Origin of the sequence: Streptomyces sp. NPDC094034, from assembly GCF_040303865.1 — a bacterium.
Classification (GTDB): Bacteria; Actinomycetota; Actinomycetes; order Streptomycetales; family Streptomycetaceae; genus Streptomyces.
Map to the genome: position 1 here is coordinate 33,987 of NZ_JBEOUD010000041.1, position 19,478 is coordinate 53,464.

The 19,478-nt window shown below is 69.2% G+C and carries 15 protein-coding genes and 1 tRNA gene; 11 read left to right on the plus strand and 5 right to left on the minus strand.

What is annotated here, in order from left to right:
• Positions 1 to 34: 34 nt before the first annotated feature.
• From ABTZ59_RS29015 to ABTZ59_RS29040, 6 genes are all read left to right on the plus strand, one after another.
• Positions 35 to 208, plus strand: coding sequence for a hypothetical protein (locus tag ABTZ59_RS29015; protein ID WP_351419602.1), 174 nt, complete (start codon positions 35 to 37; stop codon positions 206 to 208).
• Between the two features lie 130 nt (positions 209 to 338).
• The gene (locus tag ABTZ59_RS29020) at positions 339 to 722 is read left to right on the plus strand and encodes a hypothetical protein (RefSeq protein ID WP_351419603.1); all 384 of its coding nucleotides are present in this window, start codon (positions 339 to 341) and stop codon (positions 720 to 722) included.
• Positions 723 to 739: 17 nt separating this feature from the next.
• A complete protein-coding gene (locus ABTZ59_RS29025; RefSeq protein WP_351419604.1) occupies positions 740 to 2,215 on the plus strand; it encodes an asparagine synthetase B family protein in 1,476 nt (491 codons plus the stop codon).
• The gene (gene adfB, locus ABTZ59_RS29030; RefSeq protein ID WP_351419605.1) at positions 2,212 to 2,481 is read left to right on the plus strand and encodes an actinodefensin-associated protein B; all 270 of its coding nucleotides are present in this window, start codon (positions 2,212 to 2,214) and stop codon (positions 2,479 to 2,481) included. The genes ABTZ59_RS29025 and adfB overlap by 4 nt, the downstream gene beginning before the upstream one ends.
• 799 nt (positions 2,482 to 3,280) lie before the next feature.
• Positions 3,281 to 4,909 (plus strand): alpha/beta hydrolase family protein, encoded by a 1,629-nt coding sequence (locus ABTZ59_RS29035; RefSeq protein ID WP_351419606.1) that lies wholly within the window; start codon positions 3,281 to 3,283, stop codon positions 4,907 to 4,909.
• Between the two features lie 3 nt (positions 4,910 to 4,912).
• Positions 4,913 to 6,742, plus strand: coding sequence for an ABC transporter ATP-binding protein (locus ABTZ59_RS29040; protein WP_351419607.1), 1,830 nt, complete (start codon positions 4,913 to 4,915; stop codon positions 6,740 to 6,742).
• Between the two features lie 661 nt (positions 6,743 to 7,403).
• Here the strand turns inward: ABTZ59_RS29040 and ABTZ59_RS29045 are convergent.
• Positions 7,404 to 8,414 (minus strand): AraC-like ligand-binding domain-containing protein, encoded by a 1,011-nt coding sequence (locus ABTZ59_RS29045; RefSeq protein WP_351419608.1) that lies wholly within the window; start codon positions 8,412 to 8,414, stop codon positions 7,404 to 7,406.
• 391 nt (positions 8,415 to 8,805) lie between these two features.
• On the opposite strand from ABTZ59_RS29045, the gene ABTZ59_RS29050 reads away from it, so the two are divergent.
• Positions 8,806 to 11,730, plus strand: a complete 2,925-nt coding sequence (locus tag ABTZ59_RS29050) for an AfsR/SARP family transcriptional regulator (RefSeq protein WP_351419609.1) — start codon at positions 8,806 to 8,808, stop codon at positions 11,728 to 11,730.
• A 207-nt stretch (positions 11,731 to 11,937) separates the two neighbouring features.
• Here the strand turns inward: ABTZ59_RS29050 and ABTZ59_RS29055 are convergent.
• A tRNA-Leu gene (locus ABTZ59_RS29055) sits at positions 11,938 to 12,022 on the minus strand.
• 243 nt (positions 12,023 to 12,265) lie between these two features.
• On the opposite strand from ABTZ59_RS29055, the gene ABTZ59_RS29060 reads away from it, so the two are divergent.
• From ABTZ59_RS29060 to ABTZ59_RS29070, 3 genes are all read left to right on the plus strand, one after another.
• Positions 12,266 to 13,591 carry a M20/M25/M40 family metallo-hydrolase gene (locus ABTZ59_RS29060; RefSeq protein WP_351419610.1) on the plus strand — a complete coding sequence of 442 codons (1,326 nt, stop codon included), beginning with the start codon at positions 12,266 to 12,268 and terminating at the stop codon, positions 13,589 to 13,591.
• A 149-nt stretch (positions 13,592 to 13,740) separates the two neighbouring features.
• Entirely contained in the window at positions 13,741 to 13,974 is a 234-nt protein-coding gene (chpH, locus tag ABTZ59_RS29065) for a chaplin ChpH (RefSeq protein WP_351419611.1), read from the plus strand.
• 141 nt (positions 13,975 to 14,115) lie between these two features.
• Positions 14,116 to 14,937, plus strand: coding sequence for a chaplin (locus ABTZ59_RS29070; protein ID WP_351419612.1), 822 nt, complete (start codon positions 14,116 to 14,118; stop codon positions 14,935 to 14,937).
• 110 nt (positions 14,938 to 15,047) lie between these two features.
• On the opposite strand, the gene ABTZ59_RS29075 is transcribed toward ABTZ59_RS29070, so the two are convergent.
• Entirely contained in the window at positions 15,048 to 15,236 is a 189-nt protein-coding gene (locus ABTZ59_RS29075; protein ID WP_030354641.1) for a DUF5703 family protein, read from the minus strand.
• A gap of 47 nt (positions 15,237 to 15,283) precedes the next feature.
• Between ABTZ59_RS29075 and ABTZ59_RS29080 the strand changes: the two genes are divergently transcribed.
• Positions 15,284 to 15,934 (plus strand): hypothetical protein, encoded by a 651-nt coding sequence (locus ABTZ59_RS29080; protein WP_351419613.1) that lies wholly within the window; start codon positions 15,284 to 15,286, stop codon positions 15,932 to 15,934.
• 140 nt (positions 15,935 to 16,074) lie between these two features.
• Here ABTZ59_RS29080 and ABTZ59_RS29085 read toward each other — a convergent pair whose 3' ends face one another.
• The gene (locus ABTZ59_RS29085) at positions 16,075 to 18,396 is read right to left on the minus strand and encodes a helix-hairpin-helix domain-containing protein (protein WP_351419614.1); all 2,322 of its coding nucleotides are present in this window, start codon (positions 18,394 to 18,396) and stop codon (positions 16,075 to 16,077) included.
• Positions 18,393 to 19,376: an aldo/keto reductase gene (locus ABTZ59_RS29090; RefSeq protein ID WP_351419615.1), complete on the minus strand. Its 984-nt coding sequence runs from the start codon at positions 19,374 to 19,376 to the stop codon at positions 18,393 to 18,395. Before ABTZ59_RS29090 ends, ABTZ59_RS29085 begins: the two co-directional genes overlap by 4 nt.
• Positions 19,377 to 19,478 lie beyond the last annotated feature (102 nt).

Below are 19,478 nucleotides of genomic sequence, written 5' to 3' on the forward strand. Positions count from 1 at the left end.
CCCGGATACCAGTCCTCACGGGAAAGGATGAACCATGAAGACCATGTCGATTGCCTCTCGGTTGGCCAGCGACGGCCTCCAGCAGCACATGTTCGCCGCGCCGACCAATGTCGCCGAGGCTTGCAAGCCGACTGGCTACCACTGCATCAGTTCAGCCCAGTGCTGCAGTGGATGGTGTGACTGGCTGTTCACCTGCAACCCCAAGTAGCCGCTGAGCGCAGCTTCATCGCCGCGAACTGAGGCTCTAGCAGTTGTGGTCCGCCGGGGTGGTTCGGTTGTTCCATGTCCCTGCCCGGCGGACCACGGCCCGCCGTACGCAAGAGAAGGAGCTTGTCCTCGTGTTGCTGAAAGCGGCGCTGGGAGCGCGCCGATTCGTCGAATCGGTCAGGCGCGAAGACGGGATCTATCAGATTGACGACTGGCCGCGAGCGCGCGGAAAGCGTGGTGGGCGAGTCCGGAGGATCAATTCCGCTGTAGGCCGGCTACGGGTTTCGGAGCGCCTGATGATGGGGTTTTTGGATCCGGTGGAGGATGCTCTGTTCCTCACGGCCGGCCTACGCAAGATGGGTATTCCTGCTTCTTTCCATCTCGGCCGTGAGTTGGTGCCGACAACACCACCTGCGGGATTTTACGCCTGGGTGGAGTACGGCGGCGAGGTGCTGAGCACGTCACTACCGGTACACGAGACGTATATCGAGGTTCACCGATCTGAGCAGGGGTGAGGAAAGTGCTGGGTGCCGTGGAGATGACCGCCGACGGTGTGCACTGCGCCAGCCCGGGGCCTCCGGTGTTACCCCGCGGCGTGCGGGTCGAAAGGTCCTCCGCCGCCTCGTTCGTCCTGTCCCGGGATCTTCCAGGCACTCGGCCCGTCTACTACCGAGTGGATTACGGGCGGCTTGAGTGGGGCGATGATCTGAGCTCCTTCCTTCAGAAGTCAGCCCGGCCGTCGCTGGATCCGGGCCGGCTGCTGACGCTTGTTCATGGCATGGCGCCGGCGCCGGATGCCACACCGGTACCCGGCGTGCATCGGTTGGCCGTCGGCACCGTCGCACGGGTGGACGCCACCGGGGTCACCGTGACACGGCGCGTTCCCGAACTGCCGAAAACGCGAACCGGCCTGGTCCAGGCGGTGGGGGACGCGCTCGGTACGCTGGGCGGCGAATACGCCATCGCCTACAGCGGCGGGCTCTCCTCGGCCTTCGCTGCCCTGAGTGCCCGGGAGGCCGGGCACCGGCCCGTACTGCTGCACGCGGACTTCGGCTCCGCCCTCCGGCGTCGGCCGACGCCGGAGATCCCGGGGTTCCCGACACGACGCGTGTCCGTGGAACTCTCCGGCTTGCTGGACCACCACTCGATCACCGGTGACGAGATGTTTCCTCCACTGCCGGACATCGAGGTGCCGCAGCGGCTTACGGCCCGGCTGATGGACGCGGCGGGGCTGCCAGTGGCTCATGGCGGACTTCTGGAGGACCTCACGTCCATCCGTCTGCCCGAGGCCGACGCCGGTAGCCGTGGTTGGCGGCTGCTTGGGTGCGAGCCCTTCCACATCACCGACACCCTGCGCAATCTTGCCGAGGCACGCGAGTTGATATCCCGGGGCGCGGTCTTCGCCCCGGGGCTGGGTGGCCGGGAGATCCCGGACAAGCAGCCGGTGGGCATGGCTTCTCCCCCCAAGCCGCTCGGTGCCAGTCCGATGCCGGGCCTTACCCGTGCTGGCGAGGAGGCGTACTCCTCGTCGCAGCTCGCCATGATGGCTTTGTGGAAGGACCACCTGGACTTTCTCCCCCCTGTCCTTGGCCGTGTCATCGCGGGGTTGGAAGAACGTGGGGACGGTGGGGCCCTGCTGCCTGCGCTCGACCCGGTAGTACTCGCGGCCGTCGCCGCGTTACCGCCCAGCAAGCTGGGCCGGATCTCCCGTGGCACCTTCACCACTCATCTTCCGTTGCACAAGGCGCTGCGCAAGCATCGGATCAGCGGGGCAAGTCGAAGCACTCCAGGTCAGTGGATACGTCTGGCCGCCGCTGCCCATCTGCGCCGGGCACGAGCAGAACTCATCGCTCGCATGGAAGATGATGACTGTCCGCTGGCCGATATGGGTTTGGTCGATCCGAACAAGATCATGGAAATCCTGCGCGATTCCCACCAGCTCACAGAACACGCTCTTCCGCTGCTGCGCATGGTATGGCTGGATCAATGGCTGCGGGGCCGGTCATGACCATCTCATCGTCCCTCCCCGATGCTCTCGGTTCGGTGCGGCTGGCACCCCATATCACCTTCACACGGCTTCCGTATGGGGGAGCAGTTCTGGTCAACGGCGTGACGCTGGCGATAGCGGAATGCGGGGAGCGACACTGCCTGCTGATCGAACAGCTGCTGACATGTGGAATCCCTGAATCGGAAGACGGGCTGGTGGCAAGAGAGTTGGCCGCAGACCTGATCAAGAGTGGATGGTTCGCCGTCCCATCACCGGACCAAAGGTAGGAACCAATGTTTCAGTCATGGCCCGATGCTGTCGTAGCCGTACTGGCAGGGCCGCTCGCGGTGGCGGGAGCGACGAAACTGGTGGCCCCCGCCAGGAAACTGAACTGGCCGATTCAGCAAGGGATACTGGCAGCGCCTTACGGACCCCGCCTGGTCGGCGCGGCAGAGGTGATCGCGGCGGCCGCCATGGTTACCGCCCCTGGCCGTATCGCAGCGGCTCTCGCATTGATCCTCTACGTGTCTCTCACCGTGGTGGCACGGGCATTGCGTGGGCAGACGTGCGCTTGTTTCGGTATGGCCCGTTTAGCCGCTGTGGGGCGTGCTCACGTCGCGGGCAACGCCGCTGGCGGGCTCGCTGCGGCCGTAGCCCTCACTGTCGGGTCCGGCACCGCACCCGTCTCAGCGCGGGCAGGCATCGGTGCGGCTGCGGCAGCGGTGGTCCTGGGTATCGTGTCGGTTCTCGACCAACGCCGGGCGGGTAGCCAGGACGTCGAACCCGTCTGTACCGAGCAAGTGACTGCCGTGCGGCTTTTCACCACTCCCGGCTGTCCCAGCTGCCGGTCGCTTCGGCAGCTGGTGAACGCGATGGAGCCCGCTCGTCGAGGCGCGGTCACCACGACTGTTCTGAAGAATGGAGAACAGCTCCCCGAACCTATGAGCGGTCTCGGTGTCCCTGCCGCCTTCGGTGTGAACGCCGCCGGTTCGCCTGTCTGTGCCCCCGTCTCAGGAATTGGCCCGGTGAAGTCGCTCATCGACTCGATAACTGTCGGTACGCACGCCGACCCGGTGGAAGCGTCCCATGGACGGTGAGCGACGCTGGCGGGACTACGCGCTCGGTCGTCGTGTGTGGGCGGACGTCATCGCCCCCACCCATCCCTCCCTCGCTGAGCACAACCCCGCGACGGTCCAGTGGCGCGATCGCACGATCGACCCCGATCTCGTCGGACTCACCCCCGGCCGTGCTCGCCCTACACGCATTGACATCGCTCACGGCGGGAGCCGGGCATGGACCCTGCCCATTCAGGAGGTCCTGGCGACCCCGCTGGCCTGGCACCCGAATCGCCCCCTGGTCGCCGGACTGCTCGTGCGAGGTCGCCGTGCCCACCCCTGGGTCGCGGATTACCGATCCCGCACGCTGACCGTCCTCGACCGCGTCCGGGCGTCGACCGCGTTCACCGCACAGGGCGGCACGCCGCTGGCCTGGTGCGCCGACGGCCGATTGGCGCTGCTCGTTCCGGGGCCTGAAAGCAGCCCTGGCCCCGAGGTCGAGATGCCACTTGCCCGGCCCGTGACGTTCGAGGCGAAGGGGCCGAAGCACGTCACCTTCTTTCCTGGTACGGGGGAGCTCAAGGCTCTGGCGGCCGGGCGCGTCGCCGTACTGGACCTCGGCGGGGGCGAGCCCGTGCCACTCACCGGCCCTCTGCTGGTACGCGGCCTGCGGCCGGCACCCTCAGGGGAGTCCCTGCAAGTTGAGTACGCCGAGGACGAAGGAGTCGCGGTCGGCCTGGGCGAGCACGACGGGGTGGCCGGTGTTCGGGAAGCCCCGGCCGGGCTTCGCTGGCGGACCACCCTGGTAGAAACCGGGGCTCAGGGCTCAACGCGGCCGGCGGAGCGCGATCCACTCACGGCCTGCTCCGTATCCGATGCCCTTGCCGACGGGCCCCAGGACATCCCCGAGCCTCGGGACCCGGCGTCAGAGCCCGACTCGTATTCAGTGCCGATCCCCGGCGACGCTCGCCTCACCCTGTTCCCCGGCGACACCATCACCCCACATGCCGCGGTGCTGTGGATACGCGCCCGGGAACCCGAAGGGGCCGGCGTCGCCGTCCCTCCTGTGACCGTGACAGCCGCGGGCTGTGCGGTGGCCATTCTCGACCTGCCCGTTCACTGGCCGTCCGACGCCACGCTGGAGACGCTGCACACAACGATCACCGGTACGGTCCGGGCCGGTCTGGATGTCCTCACCGGTCTTTTCGCGGAGCATCACAACGGCAAGCTGATCGTCGGCGGCCACAGCTTTGGCGCCACTCTCGCTCTCTACGCGTTGGCACATGTCCCCGGATTCACCGCCGCGATCGCCCACAGCGGCTGCTACAACCGCAGCCTGACCCCCACCGGTTTCCCACACGAGAAACGGTGGTACTGGGAAGTGCCCGACATATACCAGGCATTCAGCGCGGTGCACTTCGCCGACCGTTTGGCCGGGCCCGTGCTCATCATTCACGGCACCGACGACATCAACCCGGCCACCCCTCCCGACCAGGCCGTAGGGCTCTATCGAGCGATCGTCGCAGCCGGCGGCCATGCCCGCCTCGTCCTGTTGCCCCACGAAGGGCACAACTTCCACCACTGTGAGTCCCAGCAAAGCCTGGTCGCGGAGCACCGTGCCTGGCTCGCGCGATGGACGTCTGAGCCGAAGGGGTGCTGAACCGTGGCCACGAAAACGGAAACCCCTTCGGTTCGCACCCGCGACTTGATGAGATCGGCCGCCTTCGCGATACAACTGGCGTGGCACGCGGACCGTCGCGGTCTCATCCTGGTGGTACTGGTCCAGTTGCTGACCGCGGCCGGGTTGGCCGGAGTGATCCTGGTTCTGCGAGGTTTCCTGTCCGATGTCTTCTCGTTCGCAAGAGGCCAAGGCGGCGCGGACACCGAGCGCTTCATCCCCGCGATGGCCGTATTGGTCCTCGTCGGCGCGCTGGGCGGAACTCTGCAAATCGTCAGTGCCGCCCGCCAACGGATACTTGCCGCGCAGGTGGACCGGCACGTCATCGCGATGGTTCTGCGAGCCGCAGTCCACGCCGAATTACCGGAGTTCGAGGAACCGGAGTTCCACGACCGGCTGCAGCGTGCGGTCTTCGCCTCCCGCAGCGAACCCGCCATGGTGGTCACCACCATGGCCTCGCTGCTCCAGGCCGCGCTGACCGCCGTCGCAGTCACCGCCGCGTTCGTCCTGATGGCCTGGTGGCTGCTGCCCTTCGCGGCCCTCACCGCACTGCCTGCGCTGAGGGCGGCCCGCAACGAACGCAATGCCCGCTACGGCTTACACCACGACCTGGCTGAGAACCGGCGTGTCCGCGATTATCTCGAACGCCTGCTGACCGGCCGGGAAGAGGCCAAGGAGATACGCGCGCTGGGCCTCGGGCAACTGCTTCGTTCCCGCTGGAACGCCGAGTATCGGGACGAGATTCGTGGAACCGCGGCTCTCATCGGTACTCATATGCGACGCAGGATCACGGCTAAACTCACGGGGGACGCCGGTACCGCGGTCATCATCGGCGGCGTGTGGTGGCTGGTACACACCGGTGCAGTGGCGTTGCCCACGGCAATGGCCGGACTCGTGGGGCTCTGGATGCTGTCCAACCGGATTCAAACGATGGGTGGCATGCTGAACAGTGTCGGTGAATCCGTTCTGTACCTGCAGGACCTGCGGACCTTTGCCGCGACAGATGACACGACGGCGATTATCCAGCACCCTGCCGACGCCGGCCCTTTCGGAGGCCTTCGCGCCGAGAACCTTGGATTCACCTACCCAGGATCCGATACACCCGTCCTCCGCGACGTAAGCATCACTCTGGACAAGGGAGAGATCGTCGCCCTGGTCGGCGCCAACGGCTCGGGAAAAACAACCTTGTCCAAAATCCTCGCCGGGCTGTACCAGCCGGACACGGGCGTCCTCTTCCAGGGCGATGTACCGGTTGATCATCTGAGTCTACTTCGGGACATGACCACTGTGGTCTTCCAGGACTTCACGCGCTACAGGCTTCCGGCCATCGACAACATCGTCTTCGGCCGTCCCGACATGGCGGCCGACATCCAACGGGCCACGGATGCCGCACTGTACGCCGGTGCCCACGAGTTCCTCAAGCAACTGCCGAACGGCTACGACACGTTGCTCAGCAAGGAATTCACGGGCGGCTCCGACCTCTCCGGCGGCCAGTGGCAGCGATTGGCTCTGGCGCGCGCCTTCTACCGAGATTCCCCCTTCGTGATCCTCGACGAACCCACCGCGGCCCTGGACCCGCAGGCTGAAGCCGATCTGTTCGCGCGCATCCGGGAACTCTTCGCAGGGCGCACTGTGCTGCTCATCTCTCACCGCTTCTCCAGCGTCCGCCACGCCGACCGGATCTACGTACTGGAGGCGGGGCGGGTGAGCGAACAGGGCACACATGAGTCACTGATGAGCCACGACGGGACCTACGCGCGCCTTTTCCGACTGCAGGCCACCGCATTCCAGAATGGACGTCAGCGTCAGGTGTAACCCTGGCCACAGGAGACTGGTGGACATGACCCCTCATCACCCGACCGTATCAATGAGCGGTGAGTGCTTTGGGAGCATGTCACGCTGCTGAGCGCCTCGGGGACGACGAGCACACGGAGACTCGTAGACCTCAGCGTTTTGGCCGTTCCCCTCGGTCGTCGGCAGATGCACCGGCGGGCTTTGCCCGTGCCGGCAGCACCGTCGGCACCGAGCCGAGTTGGCGGCACACGTCGAAACGGGGGCCTCAGTCGGCCAGAAACGTCAGGACGCGCCGGGGACGAACGGCGAATCCCCGCCCCACCCGGCAGGCCATACACCGTAGGGCCAGGGGCAGAGGTGGCGGCGCGGGCGCCGTGGGGGCGTTATGGGGTGGTCGCGGCCACTGCGTGGCGGTCACCCCACACCCGTGGCCTGCCGGGAGTACGCCGGCCTTCCTGCGCGGCGAGCGCCGCGTCGACGAAGGTCTCCACGAAAGCGGCCACCTCGGACGCGTTGATCTCCGTCGTCCAGTTGCTGACCGCGCGTCAGCCGAGTGCGCACCCGATCGGCCAAACCGAACCGCATCGGTGACCGGCCAGGCCCTCCGGGCCTCACTTCACGCGGTGTGCGGTGTGACCTTGCTTCGAGCCTGCCCATAGGCAGGCGGGATGTCGTTGGACGGTCACTGCGCGGTTGTTGACGATACTCGCACGCGGTGGCCGTGCCGGGCGAGGCCCCGGTGCTCCTTGGGGGAGATGCCGTAGGCGGTGCGGAAGACGCGGCTGAAGTGCGCGTTGTCGGTGAATCCCCAGCGGGCGGCGATGGCATGCACCGGGCGGGAGAACAGTCGAGGGTCGGCCAGGTCCACGTGGCAGTGTTCCAGGCGGCGCCGGCGTATCCAGGTGGCGACGGGGAGCCCCTGCTCCCGGAAGAGCGTGTAGAGCTGTCGGGCAGAGATCTGATGGGCGGCGGCGATCATGTTCGGGGAGAGCGCCGGGTCGCCGAGTCGTCTTTCGATGAAGTGCCGGATCCGTCTCCGCAGGATCTCGTGGTGGGTCTCGGGGGGCACCTGGGTCTCTGCATCGAGGTGGTGGGCGAGCTGTGCGGTCAGGAGGTCGACGGTGAGGGCGGCCAGGCGTGCGCTGTCCCCCGGCTGATACGTGGTGGCGTCGCGGAGCAGCTGGGTGAGGTAGCCGGAGAGCAGGGCGCCGACCCCCTCGCGTCCCGGCAATGGCACCGCGACGAGTTCGGCCAGCCTGTTGGGGGGAAGGGGCAGGAGTGCCTTGGGAACGTTCAGCACCATTCCCTCGGCCGCGGCGGTCTCCGTGTCGGCGCGGACCCAGAGTCTCCATGGGCGCGAGGCGTCAGTGAGCATCACCTCCCCGGGTCCGACCGTGGCATCCCGGCCGACATGGATGATCCGATGCCCCCCGCGCAGGTTGAGCAGCAGTTGGTAGGACTCGGGGTCGAACGTTCGGATCAGCTTCGGCGTCCGGGAGTTCTCCGACGAGAGGCAGGTCACGCCGGACACCTGCACCGCGCCGAGATGAAGCAGCCGCACACTCGCCCGGAAACACTCCGGCCGTTCGCTTCGGACCACGCTTGGTGCGAGCGAGCTGCCCACCAAGTCGTGCCAGAGACCGAAGCGTTCCTCGACGGGGTAATCCTCTGTGTGGAACTCCGTTACCTTCACCGCGGCCCCCTCGGCGTGGCATCGCCTCCGGCACCCGACCGGCACCCCGGGCGAACACCACCGTCGGCTTCCCGCCTGCCGCACCCCGCACGGACAATCATGAATCCCCCTGAAAGATCAGCGCTCAGCGCCATCGCGACGTGATCTCGGCGAAGCCGTCATACATGTCACAAGACCCCACGCGGTCGGATGGTGTACCACGCACGGTCTTGGTCCGGGCGGGGCACGGTGATAGTGGCTGAGGGGACTGGCAGCGTTCTTGCGCCGTTCTTGCAGAGCGGATGACCCGCTTTTGGTCAGCTCTGCGCAGAACCGGCGAGGGGCCCGCGCTGGGGTGCGAGCGTGGATCCGCCTGTGCGGAATGGGTCCTACGGCGGGGGAAGTGCGCGTAATGATCAGACTGTTGGGGCGTGTCACGTTGGACCTCGGTCACGCGCGCGTGGCGGCCGGGCCCGCCAAGCAGAGCGCAGTACTCGCCGTGCTGGCCCTGAACGCCAACCACGCGGTGCCGCTCGACTCGATCGTCGACCGAATCTGGGACGAAGGTCCGCCGCCCGCCGTACGGAGTGCCGTCTACGCGTATATTGCTCGGCTGCGCAAGCTGCTCGAACGCCTGCCGGACGTACGGCTGTCGCGTGACGGAATCGGCTACGTGCTCGGCATTGAACCGGACCGTGTGGACGTGCTGGCCATGCGGCGCGCCGCGGCAGTGGCCGCACGGGCCGTCACGGCCGGAGAGACCAGTCACGCGGCCGGACTGTGGCGGTCCGCGCTGGAGCTGTGGCACGGGGACGAGGCACTCACCGGTGTCCCGGGATACTGGGCCGCGCGCCAGCGGGAGGCGCTGGAGAGCGAACGGCTGGAGATCCTGGCTGGGCTGTACACGGCAGAGCTGCGACTGGACCGGCACAGGGCGGTGGTGGGCGAGCTGGCCCAAGCCGTCGCGGACCGCCCGCTCGCCGAGGGGCTGGTGGCGCGGCTGATGCTGGCGCTGTACCGCTGTGGGCGGCAGGCCGAGGCCTTGGAAGCGTACGAGCGATGTCAGCGGCGGCTGCGTGACGAGCTCGGTTGCGGCCCGGGCCCGGAGATGAGCGCGGCTCATCATACGGTCCTCACCGCCGAGGCCACCGGGGCCGTTTGGTCGGAAGTACCGGTAACACCCGCGCCCGTGCGCACCGAAGTTTCCGGGTCCGGGTCCGGGTCGATGCGGGCGCCAGTATCCGACGCCCCGTCCGCTGCCGCCCCCACTGCTGCCACTTCGATACGCGGTGCCTCCTCGCTGTCCCGTGTCGTGCCGCGGCAACTCCCCACCGGGCCCCGCTGGTTCGTAGGGCGGGAGAACCAGCTGGCCGAGCTGACCAAGGCCATGGACCGGCTCGGCGAGCCCTGCGGAGCCGCGGTCATCACCTCGATCGGCGGCAGCGGCGGGATCGGCAAGACGTCCCTTGCCTTGCACTGGGCGCACCAGAATGCCGCCCGTTTTCCAGACGGGCAGCTCTACGTCGACTTGCAGGGCTTCGACCCCTCCGAGGAGCCGGTCGCACCCGACGTCGCCGTGCGCGGGTTCCTCGACGCCCTCGGTGTGGGCGCCTCGTCCGCACCCCTGGCACCGCAGGCCCTGACCGGGCTGTACCGCAGCCTGGTCGCGGACCGGCGGATGTTGATCGTGCTGGACAACGCGGCCGACTCCGAACAGGTGGCCACCCTGCTGCCCGGCTGCGCCACCTGCGCGGTACTGGTCACCAGCCGCCGCCGGCTGACCGGGCTGGCCACCACGCGTGGCGCGCAGATCCTGACGCTCGACATGCTGACCGACACCGAGGCCCGGGAACTGCTTAGCCACCACCTCGGCGAGGAACAGCTCAGGGCCGAACCCGGCGCCGTGGCGGCGGTCGTCGGACACTGCGCCGGGCTTCCTCTCGCCCTCGGCGTGGTCGCGGCCCATGCTGCCGCCCAGCCGCACTTCCCGCTGGCCGCGCTCGCCGAGGAACTCCGGGAAGAGTCGGCGCGGCTGGACGCACTGGACGGGGGCGATCTGACGGCCAACGTACGTGTGGCGTTCTCCGTCTCGTACCGTGCGCTCACCCCTGGGGCGGCAGAGCTGTTCCGGCTCCTGGGACTCGCTCCGGGAACGGAGACCAGCGAGGCTGCCGTGAGCAGCCTGCTCGGCGCCCCCATGGCCGCCACCCGCAGGATCCTGCGCGAGTTGGAGGTCGTGCACCTGGTGCGGCGATCGGCGCCCGGCCGCTACCGCCTTCACGACCTGCTCCATCTGTACGCCGCCGAGCGCGCCGTCGCCGACCAGCCGGAGCCGTCCCAGGACCAGGCCTTGCGGCGCCAGATGGACTTCTATCTGCACACCGCGCGTGCCGGAGCCGCGATCCTCAGCCCTCTCTCCCACCACTCCCTGGAGATGGACGCGCCCTTGGCCGGGGTGACGCTTGAGCACCTGCCCGACCAGGCCGCCGTCATGGAGTGGTTCCGGGCAGAACATTCCTGTCTGATCGCCGCTCAGCGCCTCGCTGCCGAGCGGGGGTGGGACGTACTGGTGTGGCACCTTGCCCGGGTGGTGGACGGGTTCCTTTGGCGTCAGGGACACCTGCACGACCACGCCGCTCTGTGGCGGACGGGGCTTGCGGCAGCCGAACGGCTCGGCGAAGCGGGCGCACAGGCCTGGGCGCTCCGCCGGCTGGCCCACGCCTGCGCCAGGGCGGGAAACCACAAGGCAGCGGTGGCCCACGCGGGCCAAGCGCTCGCCGCGGCGAGCGAAGCCGGGGACACGGCCGAGCAGGCACGCATTCACGACGTCATGGCGTGGGCCTGGGCCAGGCAGGGTGACGACCGGCAGGCCCTGACCCATGTACACCACACCCTGCGGTTACAGCGCTTACTGAACGATCCGCTGGCAGTCGCGAACGCCCTCAACGCTGTGGGCTGGTACGAGGCCCGGCTCGGCGACTACCGCACGGCCCTGACCCACTGCGAGGAGGGCCTTGCCATCCACCGGCGCGAGGGCTTCCGTGACGGTCAGGCCTGCACACTCGACAGCCTCGGCTACATCGCCCTCTCCGCCAACCGGCACGCCGACGCGCTGGATTACTACCGCCAGGCCCTCGCCCTCTTCCACGACCTCGGCAATATCTACGAGGAGGCCAACACCCTCGCCAACATCGGCGATGTCCATCTCGCGCACGGTCGACTGCCAGACGCCCGCGAGAACTGGCAGCAGGCCATTACCCTTTACCAGTCCCAGCACCGCAAGGAAGATGCCGAACGGCTCCAAGCGAAACTGGACTCCATGCGGCCCCCCTCCTGATGGTGAGAGAGCCTCTGGCTTCGTTCACTCTCAGCGACAGCGTTTGACGATGAGCTTCCTTGACACCGGTCGCACCACGTCGTCAAAACTCGTCAGCTGCCCCTTGCCGAACAAGATCCCGAACACAGAAAAACTCCCAGCCCGGACGAATCCGTGCTGGGAGCTCTGTAAAACCTGGGCAATTGTGTGAACTACCCTTTGCTCTTGTGTCCGAGGGGGGACTTGAACCCCCACGCCCGATAAAGGGCACTAGCACCTCAAGCTAGCGCGTCTGCCATTCCGCCACCCGGACCAGGTGTCTGCCGGGCGGCCATGGGCCGTTCCGACGTGGAAAACCATAGCAAACATTCGACGGTGCCCGATCACGGCCCGATCCGCGCGACGGCCCCGCCCGCGCGCCGGGTTCGGTGCGGGCGGCGGGTCCTGTGACGGGCGTATGACAGGCGGGGGCCTGTCTTGGGGTGCGGGGGCGGATCGCGGGAGTATGAGGACCATCAAGCGAGGACCACCAGCAACGACCGTGGGAGTGAGCAGCGTGAGCGAGCCGAACGCGGGCAGGACCGTCTCGGGCGAGGACGAGGTCGTCGACCTCTGCCGTGATCTGATCCGGATCGACACCAGCAACTACGGGGACCACTCGGGACCGGGGGAGCGGGCCGCGGCCGAGTATGTCGCGGAGAAGCTCGCCGAGGTCGGCCTCGAACCCCAGATCTTCGAGTCCCACAAGGGCCGTGCGTCCACCGTCGCCCGGATCGAGGGCGAGGATCCCTCCAAGCCCGCCCTGCTCATCCACGGCCACACGGATGTCGTCCCGGCCAACGCCGAGGACTGGCGGCACCATCCGTTCTCGGGCGAGATCGCGGACGGCTGTGTCTGGGGCCGGGGCGCCGTCGACATGAAGGACATGGACGCGATGACCCTCGCCGTCGTACGGGACAGGATGCGCACCGGCCGCAAGCCGCCGCGCGACATCGTGCTGGCCTTCCTGGCCGACGAGGAGGCGGGCGGCACCTACGGGGCGCGGTATCTCGTCGACAACCACCCCGGGCTCTTCGAGGGCGTCACCGAGGCGATCAGCGAGGTCGGCGGCTTCTCCTTCACCGTCAACGAGAATCTGCGGCTCTATCTCGTCGAGACGGCACAGAAGGGCATGCACTGGATGCGGCTGACCGTGGAAGGCACCGCCGGGCACGGCTCCATGACCAACCACGACAACGCCATCACCGAACTCTGCGAGGCCGTGGCGCGACTCGGCCGCCATCAGTGGCCGGTGAGAGTGACCAAGACCGTACGGTCCTTCCTGGACGAGCTGTCCGACGCGCTGGGCACTCCGCTCGACCCGGAGGACATGGACGCCACGCTCGCCAAGCTCGGCGGTATCGCGAAGATGATCGGCGCCACCCTGCGCAACTCCGCCGCGCCCACCATGCTCGGCGCCGGATACAAGGTGAACGTGATCCCCGGCCAGGCGACCGCGCATGTCGACGGCCGTTTCCTGCCCGGGTACGAGGAGGAGTTCCTGGCCGACCTCGACCGGATCCTCGGCCCCCGCGTCAAGCGGGAGGACGTGCATGGTGACAAGGCCCTGGAGACCAGCTTCGACGGCAGGTTGGTGGACGCCATGCAGACGGCGCTGTCGGCGGAGGACCCGATCGCGCGGGCCGTTCCGTACATGCTGTCGGGCGGTACCGACGCCAAGTCCTTCGACGACCTCGGCATCCGCGGCTTCGGCTTCGCCCCCCTCAAGCTGCCGCCGGAGCTGGACTTCGCCGGGATGTTCCACGGTGTGGACGAGCGCGTACCGGTTGACGGCCTTCAGTTCGGTGTGCGGGTGCTGGATCGGTTCATCGACCACAGCTGACAAGGGAGTTGAGGTTCCGGTAATCGACAGCGTGTGCGTCCACGACTGAGAAGAGTGAATGCGACCATACGCTCGTAGCCTCATTACTTCCTCCTCGTTACAGGTGTGCGGTCCGCGGCTGGGACCGCGTTTGCCAACAAGGAGGAACAATGATCAAGAAGGTCGTCGCTGCTGCGGCTGTTACTGGTGGTCTGGTGCTCGCGGGTGCGGGTATGGCCGTCGCCGACGCGGGCGCCCAGGGTGCCGCTATCGGTTCTCCCGGTGTCCTTTCGGGCAACGTGGTCCAGGTTCCGGTCCACGTTCCGGTGAACGTGTGCGGCAACACGATCTCCGTGATCGGGCTGCTGAACCCCGCCTTCGGCAACGTGTGCGTCAACCACTGACGTCGTATCTCTCACACCTCGTGAGGGTCTGAGCCCGAGTGGCCCCGGAGTGCGCGCCATGCGCTCCGGGGCCGCTGGGCATCCTGCCCCGGCACCGATGCCCAGGGCAGCTCCGAAAGGCAAGAGGCAGGGATCGAAGCTATGAGGCAGGTCACGCGCAAAGGCCTGATCACTGTGGCAGCCGCGGGCGGCGTACTCGCGCTCGGCGGCGGCTACGCACACGCGGACTCGGGAGCGAGCGGCACCGCCGCGAACTCGCCGGGGGTGCTGTCCGGCAACAACGTGCAGGTACCGGTGCATGTCCCGGTCAACGTGTGCGGAAACACCGTCGATGTCGTCGGGGTGCTCAACCCCGCCTTCGGCAACAAGTGCGCCAATGTGTCCGGTGTGCCCGGCAAACCGTCCGGCGGCGGACACGGCCGTACGCACGGCGGGGGCCAGGACGGCGGTGCCGCGCACCCCGACGGGTCGCACAACGGCGGCTCACACCCCGGCGCCACACACACCGTGCCGTCCGGCGGCTCCCACGCGGCGGGCGGCGCGGTCGACTCCCCGGGCGTCGGCTCCGGCAACTCGGTCGAGGTGCCGATCGACGTCCCCGTGAACGTCTGCGGGAACTCCATCGATGTCATCGGCCTGCTCAACCCCGCCCTGGGCAACGGCTGCGCGAACGACGCGCCCGGCCACCCGCCGGTCAAGCCGGAGCAGCCCGGGATCCCCGGGAAGCCGGTAGCCCCGCACGAGCCAGGTCCGCCGCCGTCCGACCGTGCGATCCCGCCGGCGCCGGTCGCCCCCAGCGCCCCGAACACCCCCGAGACGCACACCGTCGCACAGCCCGAGGGCACCGACGTCCTCGCGCATACCGGTGCCGACGCGCTCGGGATCGCGATTCCGGCGGGTGCGGGCCTGCTGCTCGCGGGCACCATCCTCTACCGCCGCTCCCGGTCCCGTTCCGTCGCGTAGTCACGCGACGCCGCACCGTAGCGAAACAGGCGGAAAACACACCGAAAACGGGACAGGGTAGGACAGGGGCGGGCCTCGCAACAGCGGGGCCCGTTCCGTCGTACTCACCCTCACCAGGTGGCGCGCACCTGACGGATGATGCGTCGGCGCAGCCGTACCCTGCGGCTGCCGTCCCGGTGCAGGCTCAGACGGTCCAATTCCCAGTGCCCGTACTCGGCGTGGTCGGTGAGCAGACGCGCCGCTTCCTTGCGGGAGACCCCGCGCGGCACGTACACGTCGACAAATTCGTATTCCGGCATCGCATCTATTGTGCGGGCAGAGCCCCGGTACGGATAGCGTCTGCACTATGTCTGATGCTGCGCAGCCCACCGCTGCCGAGGTACGCGCTGCCGCCGAGGCGGTCAAGGTAGCTCTGGACCGCCATCTCGCGGCGGTCGAACACCGCACGGGTGAGGACGACCCGGCTGTTTCCGACGCGTTCAACGCCCTCGCCGTCGCGGCCGAGGTCTATGACGAGCGGCTTTACAACCGGTACGACGAAGTCACCCCCTTCGAGATCCCGGACCCGGACGACTCACTGCCGCCCTACAACGGTCCCGAGGAGCCCAACGCCCTCAGCGTGCTGATCCGGCGTGACTACGCGGTCGTGGAGCCGCAGCGGCTGCTCGCACAGGCACAGCGCATCGCCGATGTGGAAGGGGACACCGACAACGCGGGAGTGGCGGGCGGCAGTGTGCACGCCGCCCTCGGTGTGCTCTTCGGTGAGTACGAGCCGGACGAGATCGCCTCCCGTCACAAGGAGTTCGGCCTTGAGGAGGGCGACTCCACCCTCTGGGTGTCCGCCGCGGACGACCTCCCCGAGCCGGGGGAGTGGCTTTCGGCCCCCTTCGACCAGGCCGACCCCCAGCAGGTGGTCTGCCGCTTCGATGTCAGCGCGGTCTTCGACGAGGACGATCTCGACGCGGACATCGACGACCTGGAGGAACAGGACGCCTGACGTCGTGCCGCCCGCGCCGACGCCGAGCCCCGGTGGGCGCGGCGCGGGCGGTACGGACGTCCCGGCTATGACCTGGTTGACCTACGGCCTGGTTGACCTACGGCCTGGTCGACCCACGGCCTGGTCGACCTGGGCGCGGCTCAGCCCGGCTGCACCGCGGGGGCCAGCAGGCCCTCGATCAGCGGGCGCAGTCTGGTGGTCCGCTCCTGGGACGGGATCTCCGCCACGGCGCGCGCGAGCGCCTGGTCGACGCCGTGCACCACCGACAGATGACGATCGCCCCGGCTGAACGCCGTATAGACCCATGGGCGGCTCAGCCCCCGCGCGGCGTCGCCGGGGAGCACCACGACCGCCGCGGGCCAGCGCATCCCCGCCGCCTGGTGCGCGGTGAGCGCCCAGCCGTGGCGTACGGCCGACTCCACCCGGTCCCTGGGCACGACGATCCGCGTGCCCTCGCAGTCGAGACGCAGCCCCTCGGCGTCCGCGGAGACCACCGCCCCCTGGAGCGTCCGGCCGGGCGACGGTACGTAGGCGATCCTGTCGCCCGGATCGAAGCCGCCGAACCGGCCGGGACCGGGGTTGAGCCGCTCCTTGAGCGCCGTATTGAGGGCGCGGGTGCCCGCCGAGCCGCCATGGCCCACGGTGATCACCTGTGTCCGCCCGGCGTCCACCCCGAAGGCGCGCGGCACCGACTCGGCCACCAACTGCACCGTGCGGTGCACCGCCTCGCCCGCGTCCCGCACCGGAACGATCACGACCTCCTTGCCGGGGGCCTCGACCTGCTGAAGCTCACCGATCCCGATGCCCGAGACCAGCTCGCCGATCGGCCCCGGGTCGGGGGTACGGGAGGCGAGCCGCGGGCACACCCCGGCGGCCAGCAGATCCGCGAACACCCGGCCCGCGCCCGCCGACCACAGGACTCCCGGGTCACCGCTGAGGACCAGACGGCTGCCGTCGGGCAGTGACTCGACGATCATCGCGGCCGTCTCGACATCGAGCTGCGGCGCGTCCAGCACGACCAGGAGATCGAGCGCGAACAGGCCGTCCGCGTCCCGTCCGGGGCCTTCCGTGCCTGCCAGCAGCCCGGCCACGGTGACGGCTCCCGCCGTCGCGTCCAGTCGGTCACGGCCGTTCTCACTGTGTGCCGCGACGACCGCGCGCAGCCCGAGCGCGTGGGCCGCCCCGGCCAGGGCGACCGGCTCGGCGCGCGCGGCCTCACCACCGGTGTGCAGCACGAGCCCATGGCCGGCGACCGCGCGGATCAGCTCCGCCGCCGCGCGCGGGGCCTTTGCCGCGGCCTCGTCCCAGGAGTCCTCGGGCACGGTCTTGACCAGCCGCGCGAGCCCGTCGGCAAGGCTCTCCTCGGCGAGCGCGTACCGGTCGAGTCCGAGCAGCACGGGGGCCGGCGGACCGGCCTCGGCCGGGTCGGTGCCGTCGGCGGGCTCCTCTTCCGCTCCGGCCTCGCTCTCCTCCGCGACGGCTCCGGAACGCCCCTCGAAGCCGTCCTCGAAACCGCCTCCGAAGCTGTCCTCCGCGCCCTCCTGGAACACCAGCACCGCGCCCTCGGCGATCGCGTGCCGCACCGCCTCGTGAGGGTCGGGCACCGCGTGCTCGGCCAGGGTGTCCCGTACCGAGGCGGCCTCAAGCGCGGTGTGGCCCTGGAGCGCGGCCCGTTCCAGCAGCCAGCCGATGAGCGCGGCGGCCCGCCGTTCGTCACCGGGGCCGCAGGCCGCTCCGAGCAGGGCGCGCGCGAACCCGTCGGCCTGCTCGGGCCGTACCCCGGCGACGCCGAGCAGCTGCCACGGGTCCTCGCGCAGCATCTCCGCGGCCTGCTCCCCGAGCGCGGCCGCGACCTGCTCCGCGAGCGCCTCCGGCGCACCGCCTTGCGCCAGCACGGTCCGTACGGCGGACACCGCCTCGGCCGGGACGGCGCGCGAAGCCGACGCGGGCGCGGGCGCGAGGCCCGGCGTGGGGCCCGAGGGAGCGGCCGACACGGGCTCAGCGGCGCGCGCAGACGGCTGGGCGCGCTCCGGGGCCCCGGACGCGCGCGGGCCCAGCAGCGACCGGTCCACGGGCGCGCCACTCTCCACGGCGCGTACGGCGGCGAGCAGATCGGCGGCCTGCCCGCTCAGTTTCCCGCCGGCGGCGATGGGGCCGGCCTTCTCCGCCTTGCGCTGCTCGATCCGCTCCCGCAGCTCCCGCTGCGCGGCCAGCTCGGCCGCAGCCTCGGACACCTCGGACACCTCGGACACCTCGGACACCTCGGACACCTCGGCCGCGGCGGGCCCGGCCACCGCCGCCTCACCCTCGGTCACCGCGCCTCCGGCCGTCCCGTCCGCTCCGTCCGCTCCGTCCGGCGCGTCCGTGCCGGCACTGTCCGCGCCGGGGCCTTCCGCGTCCTGAGTGGCGTGCTCAGTGGCGGTCTCGGCCGCCCCCGCGGCGGTGTCGCGGTCCGTACTCACAGCGTGCTCCAGTCCTGGTCGGGATAGCGGTGCACGGGCGCCGACACATCGTCGAGCGCCTGGCAGATCTCGTCAGGAAGACTAAGGCTCTCCACTGACAGAGCGGCCGTGAGCTGCTGCGCGTTGCGCGCGCCGATGATCGGCGCCACGACCCCGGGGCGGTCCCGTACCCACGCCAGCGCCACTTCCAGGGGAGTGGTGGCGAGCCCTTCCGCCGCCGTCGCGACCGCGTCCACGATCCGGCTCGCCGGCTCGTCGAGATACGGCTCGACGAACGGGGCCAGCAGTTCGGAGGCGCCCCGGGAATCGGGCGGTGTGGTGTGCCGGTACTTGCCGGTGAGCACCCCGCGCCCCAGCGGTGACGAGGGCAGCAGTCCGACCCCCAGATCGATCGCGGCGGGCAGCACCTCCCGCTCCACCCCGCGTTGCAGCAGTGAGTACTCCATCTGACTGCTGGCCAGCCGGGTCCGTATACCGGGCGAGGCGAGTTGCCAGGTGGCGGCCTTGGCCAGCTGCCAGCCGCAGAAGTTCGACACCCCCGCGTACCGGGCCCGCCCGCTGGTGACCGCGATGTCGAGCGCGTGGAGCGTCTCCTCCAGCGGTGTGCCGGTGTCGAAGGCGTGGATCTGCCACAGATCCACATAGTCCGTGCCGAGCCGCTCCAGGGACGCGTCCAGCGCGGCGAGCAGATGTCCGCGCGAACCGTCGAAGCGCCGGTAGGGGTCGGGCACACTCCCGGCCTTGGTCGCGATGACCAGATCGCGGCGCGGAACGAGCCGTTCGACGAGTTGACCGAGCAGATATTCGGCCTCCCCGCCGCCGTACACGTCCGCCGTGTCGATCAGCGTGCCGCCCGCTTCCCAGAAGGCCTTCATCTGGTCGGCGGCGTCGTGTTCGTCGGTGTCCCGCCCCCAGGTCAGGGTGCCGAGCCCGATTCTGGACACGCGCAGGCCGGTTCGGCCGAGATGCCTCTGCTCCATGGCTGCTGAGATTACTGGCCATGGCCCCACGCGGAGAGAGCCTGTGGACAACCCGCCCCTGACGGATCCCCGTATCGCGCGCTAGAGTCCCGGGCACAGAGA

What these genes read in the sequence shown, in the direction of transcription:
- ABTZ59_RS29015 (WP_351419602.1), top strand. Translation starts at nt 35, where the DNA reads ATGAAGACCATGTCGATTGCCTCTCGGTTGGCCAGCGACGGCCTCCAG.
- adfB (WP_351419605.1), top strand. Translation starts at nt 2,212, where the DNA reads ATGACCATCTCATCGTCCCTCCCCGATGCTCTCGGTTCGGTGCGGCTG.
- ABTZ59_RS29035 (WP_351419606.1), top strand. Translation starts at nt 3,281, where the DNA reads ATGGACGGTGAGCGACGCTGGCGGGACTACGCGCTCGGTCGTCGTGTG.
- ABTZ59_RS29050 (WP_351419609.1), top strand. Translation starts at nt 8,806, where the DNA reads ATGATCAGACTGTTGGGGCGTGTCACGTTGGACCTCGGTCACGCGCGC.
- chpH (WP_351419611.1), top strand. Translation starts at nt 13,741, where the DNA reads ATGATCAAGAAGGTCGTCGCTGCTGCGGCTGTTACTGGTGGTCTGGTG.
- ABTZ59_RS29070 (WP_351419612.1), top strand. Translation starts at nt 14,116, where the DNA reads ATGAGGCAGGTCACGCGCAAAGGCCTGATCACTGTGGCAGCCGCGGGC.
- ABTZ59_RS29075 (WP_030354641.1), bottom strand. Translation starts at nt 15,236, where the DNA reads ATGCCGGAATACGAATTTGTCGACGTGTACGTGCCGCGCGGGGTCTCC.
- ABTZ59_RS29080 (WP_351419613.1), top strand. Translation starts at nt 15,284, where the DNA reads ATGTCTGATGCTGCGCAGCCCACCGCTGCCGAGGTACGCGCTGCCGCC.
- ABTZ59_RS29090 (WP_351419615.1), bottom strand. Translation starts at nt 19,376, where the DNA reads ATGGAGCAGAGGCATCTCGGCCGAACCGGCCTGCGCGTGTCCAGAATC.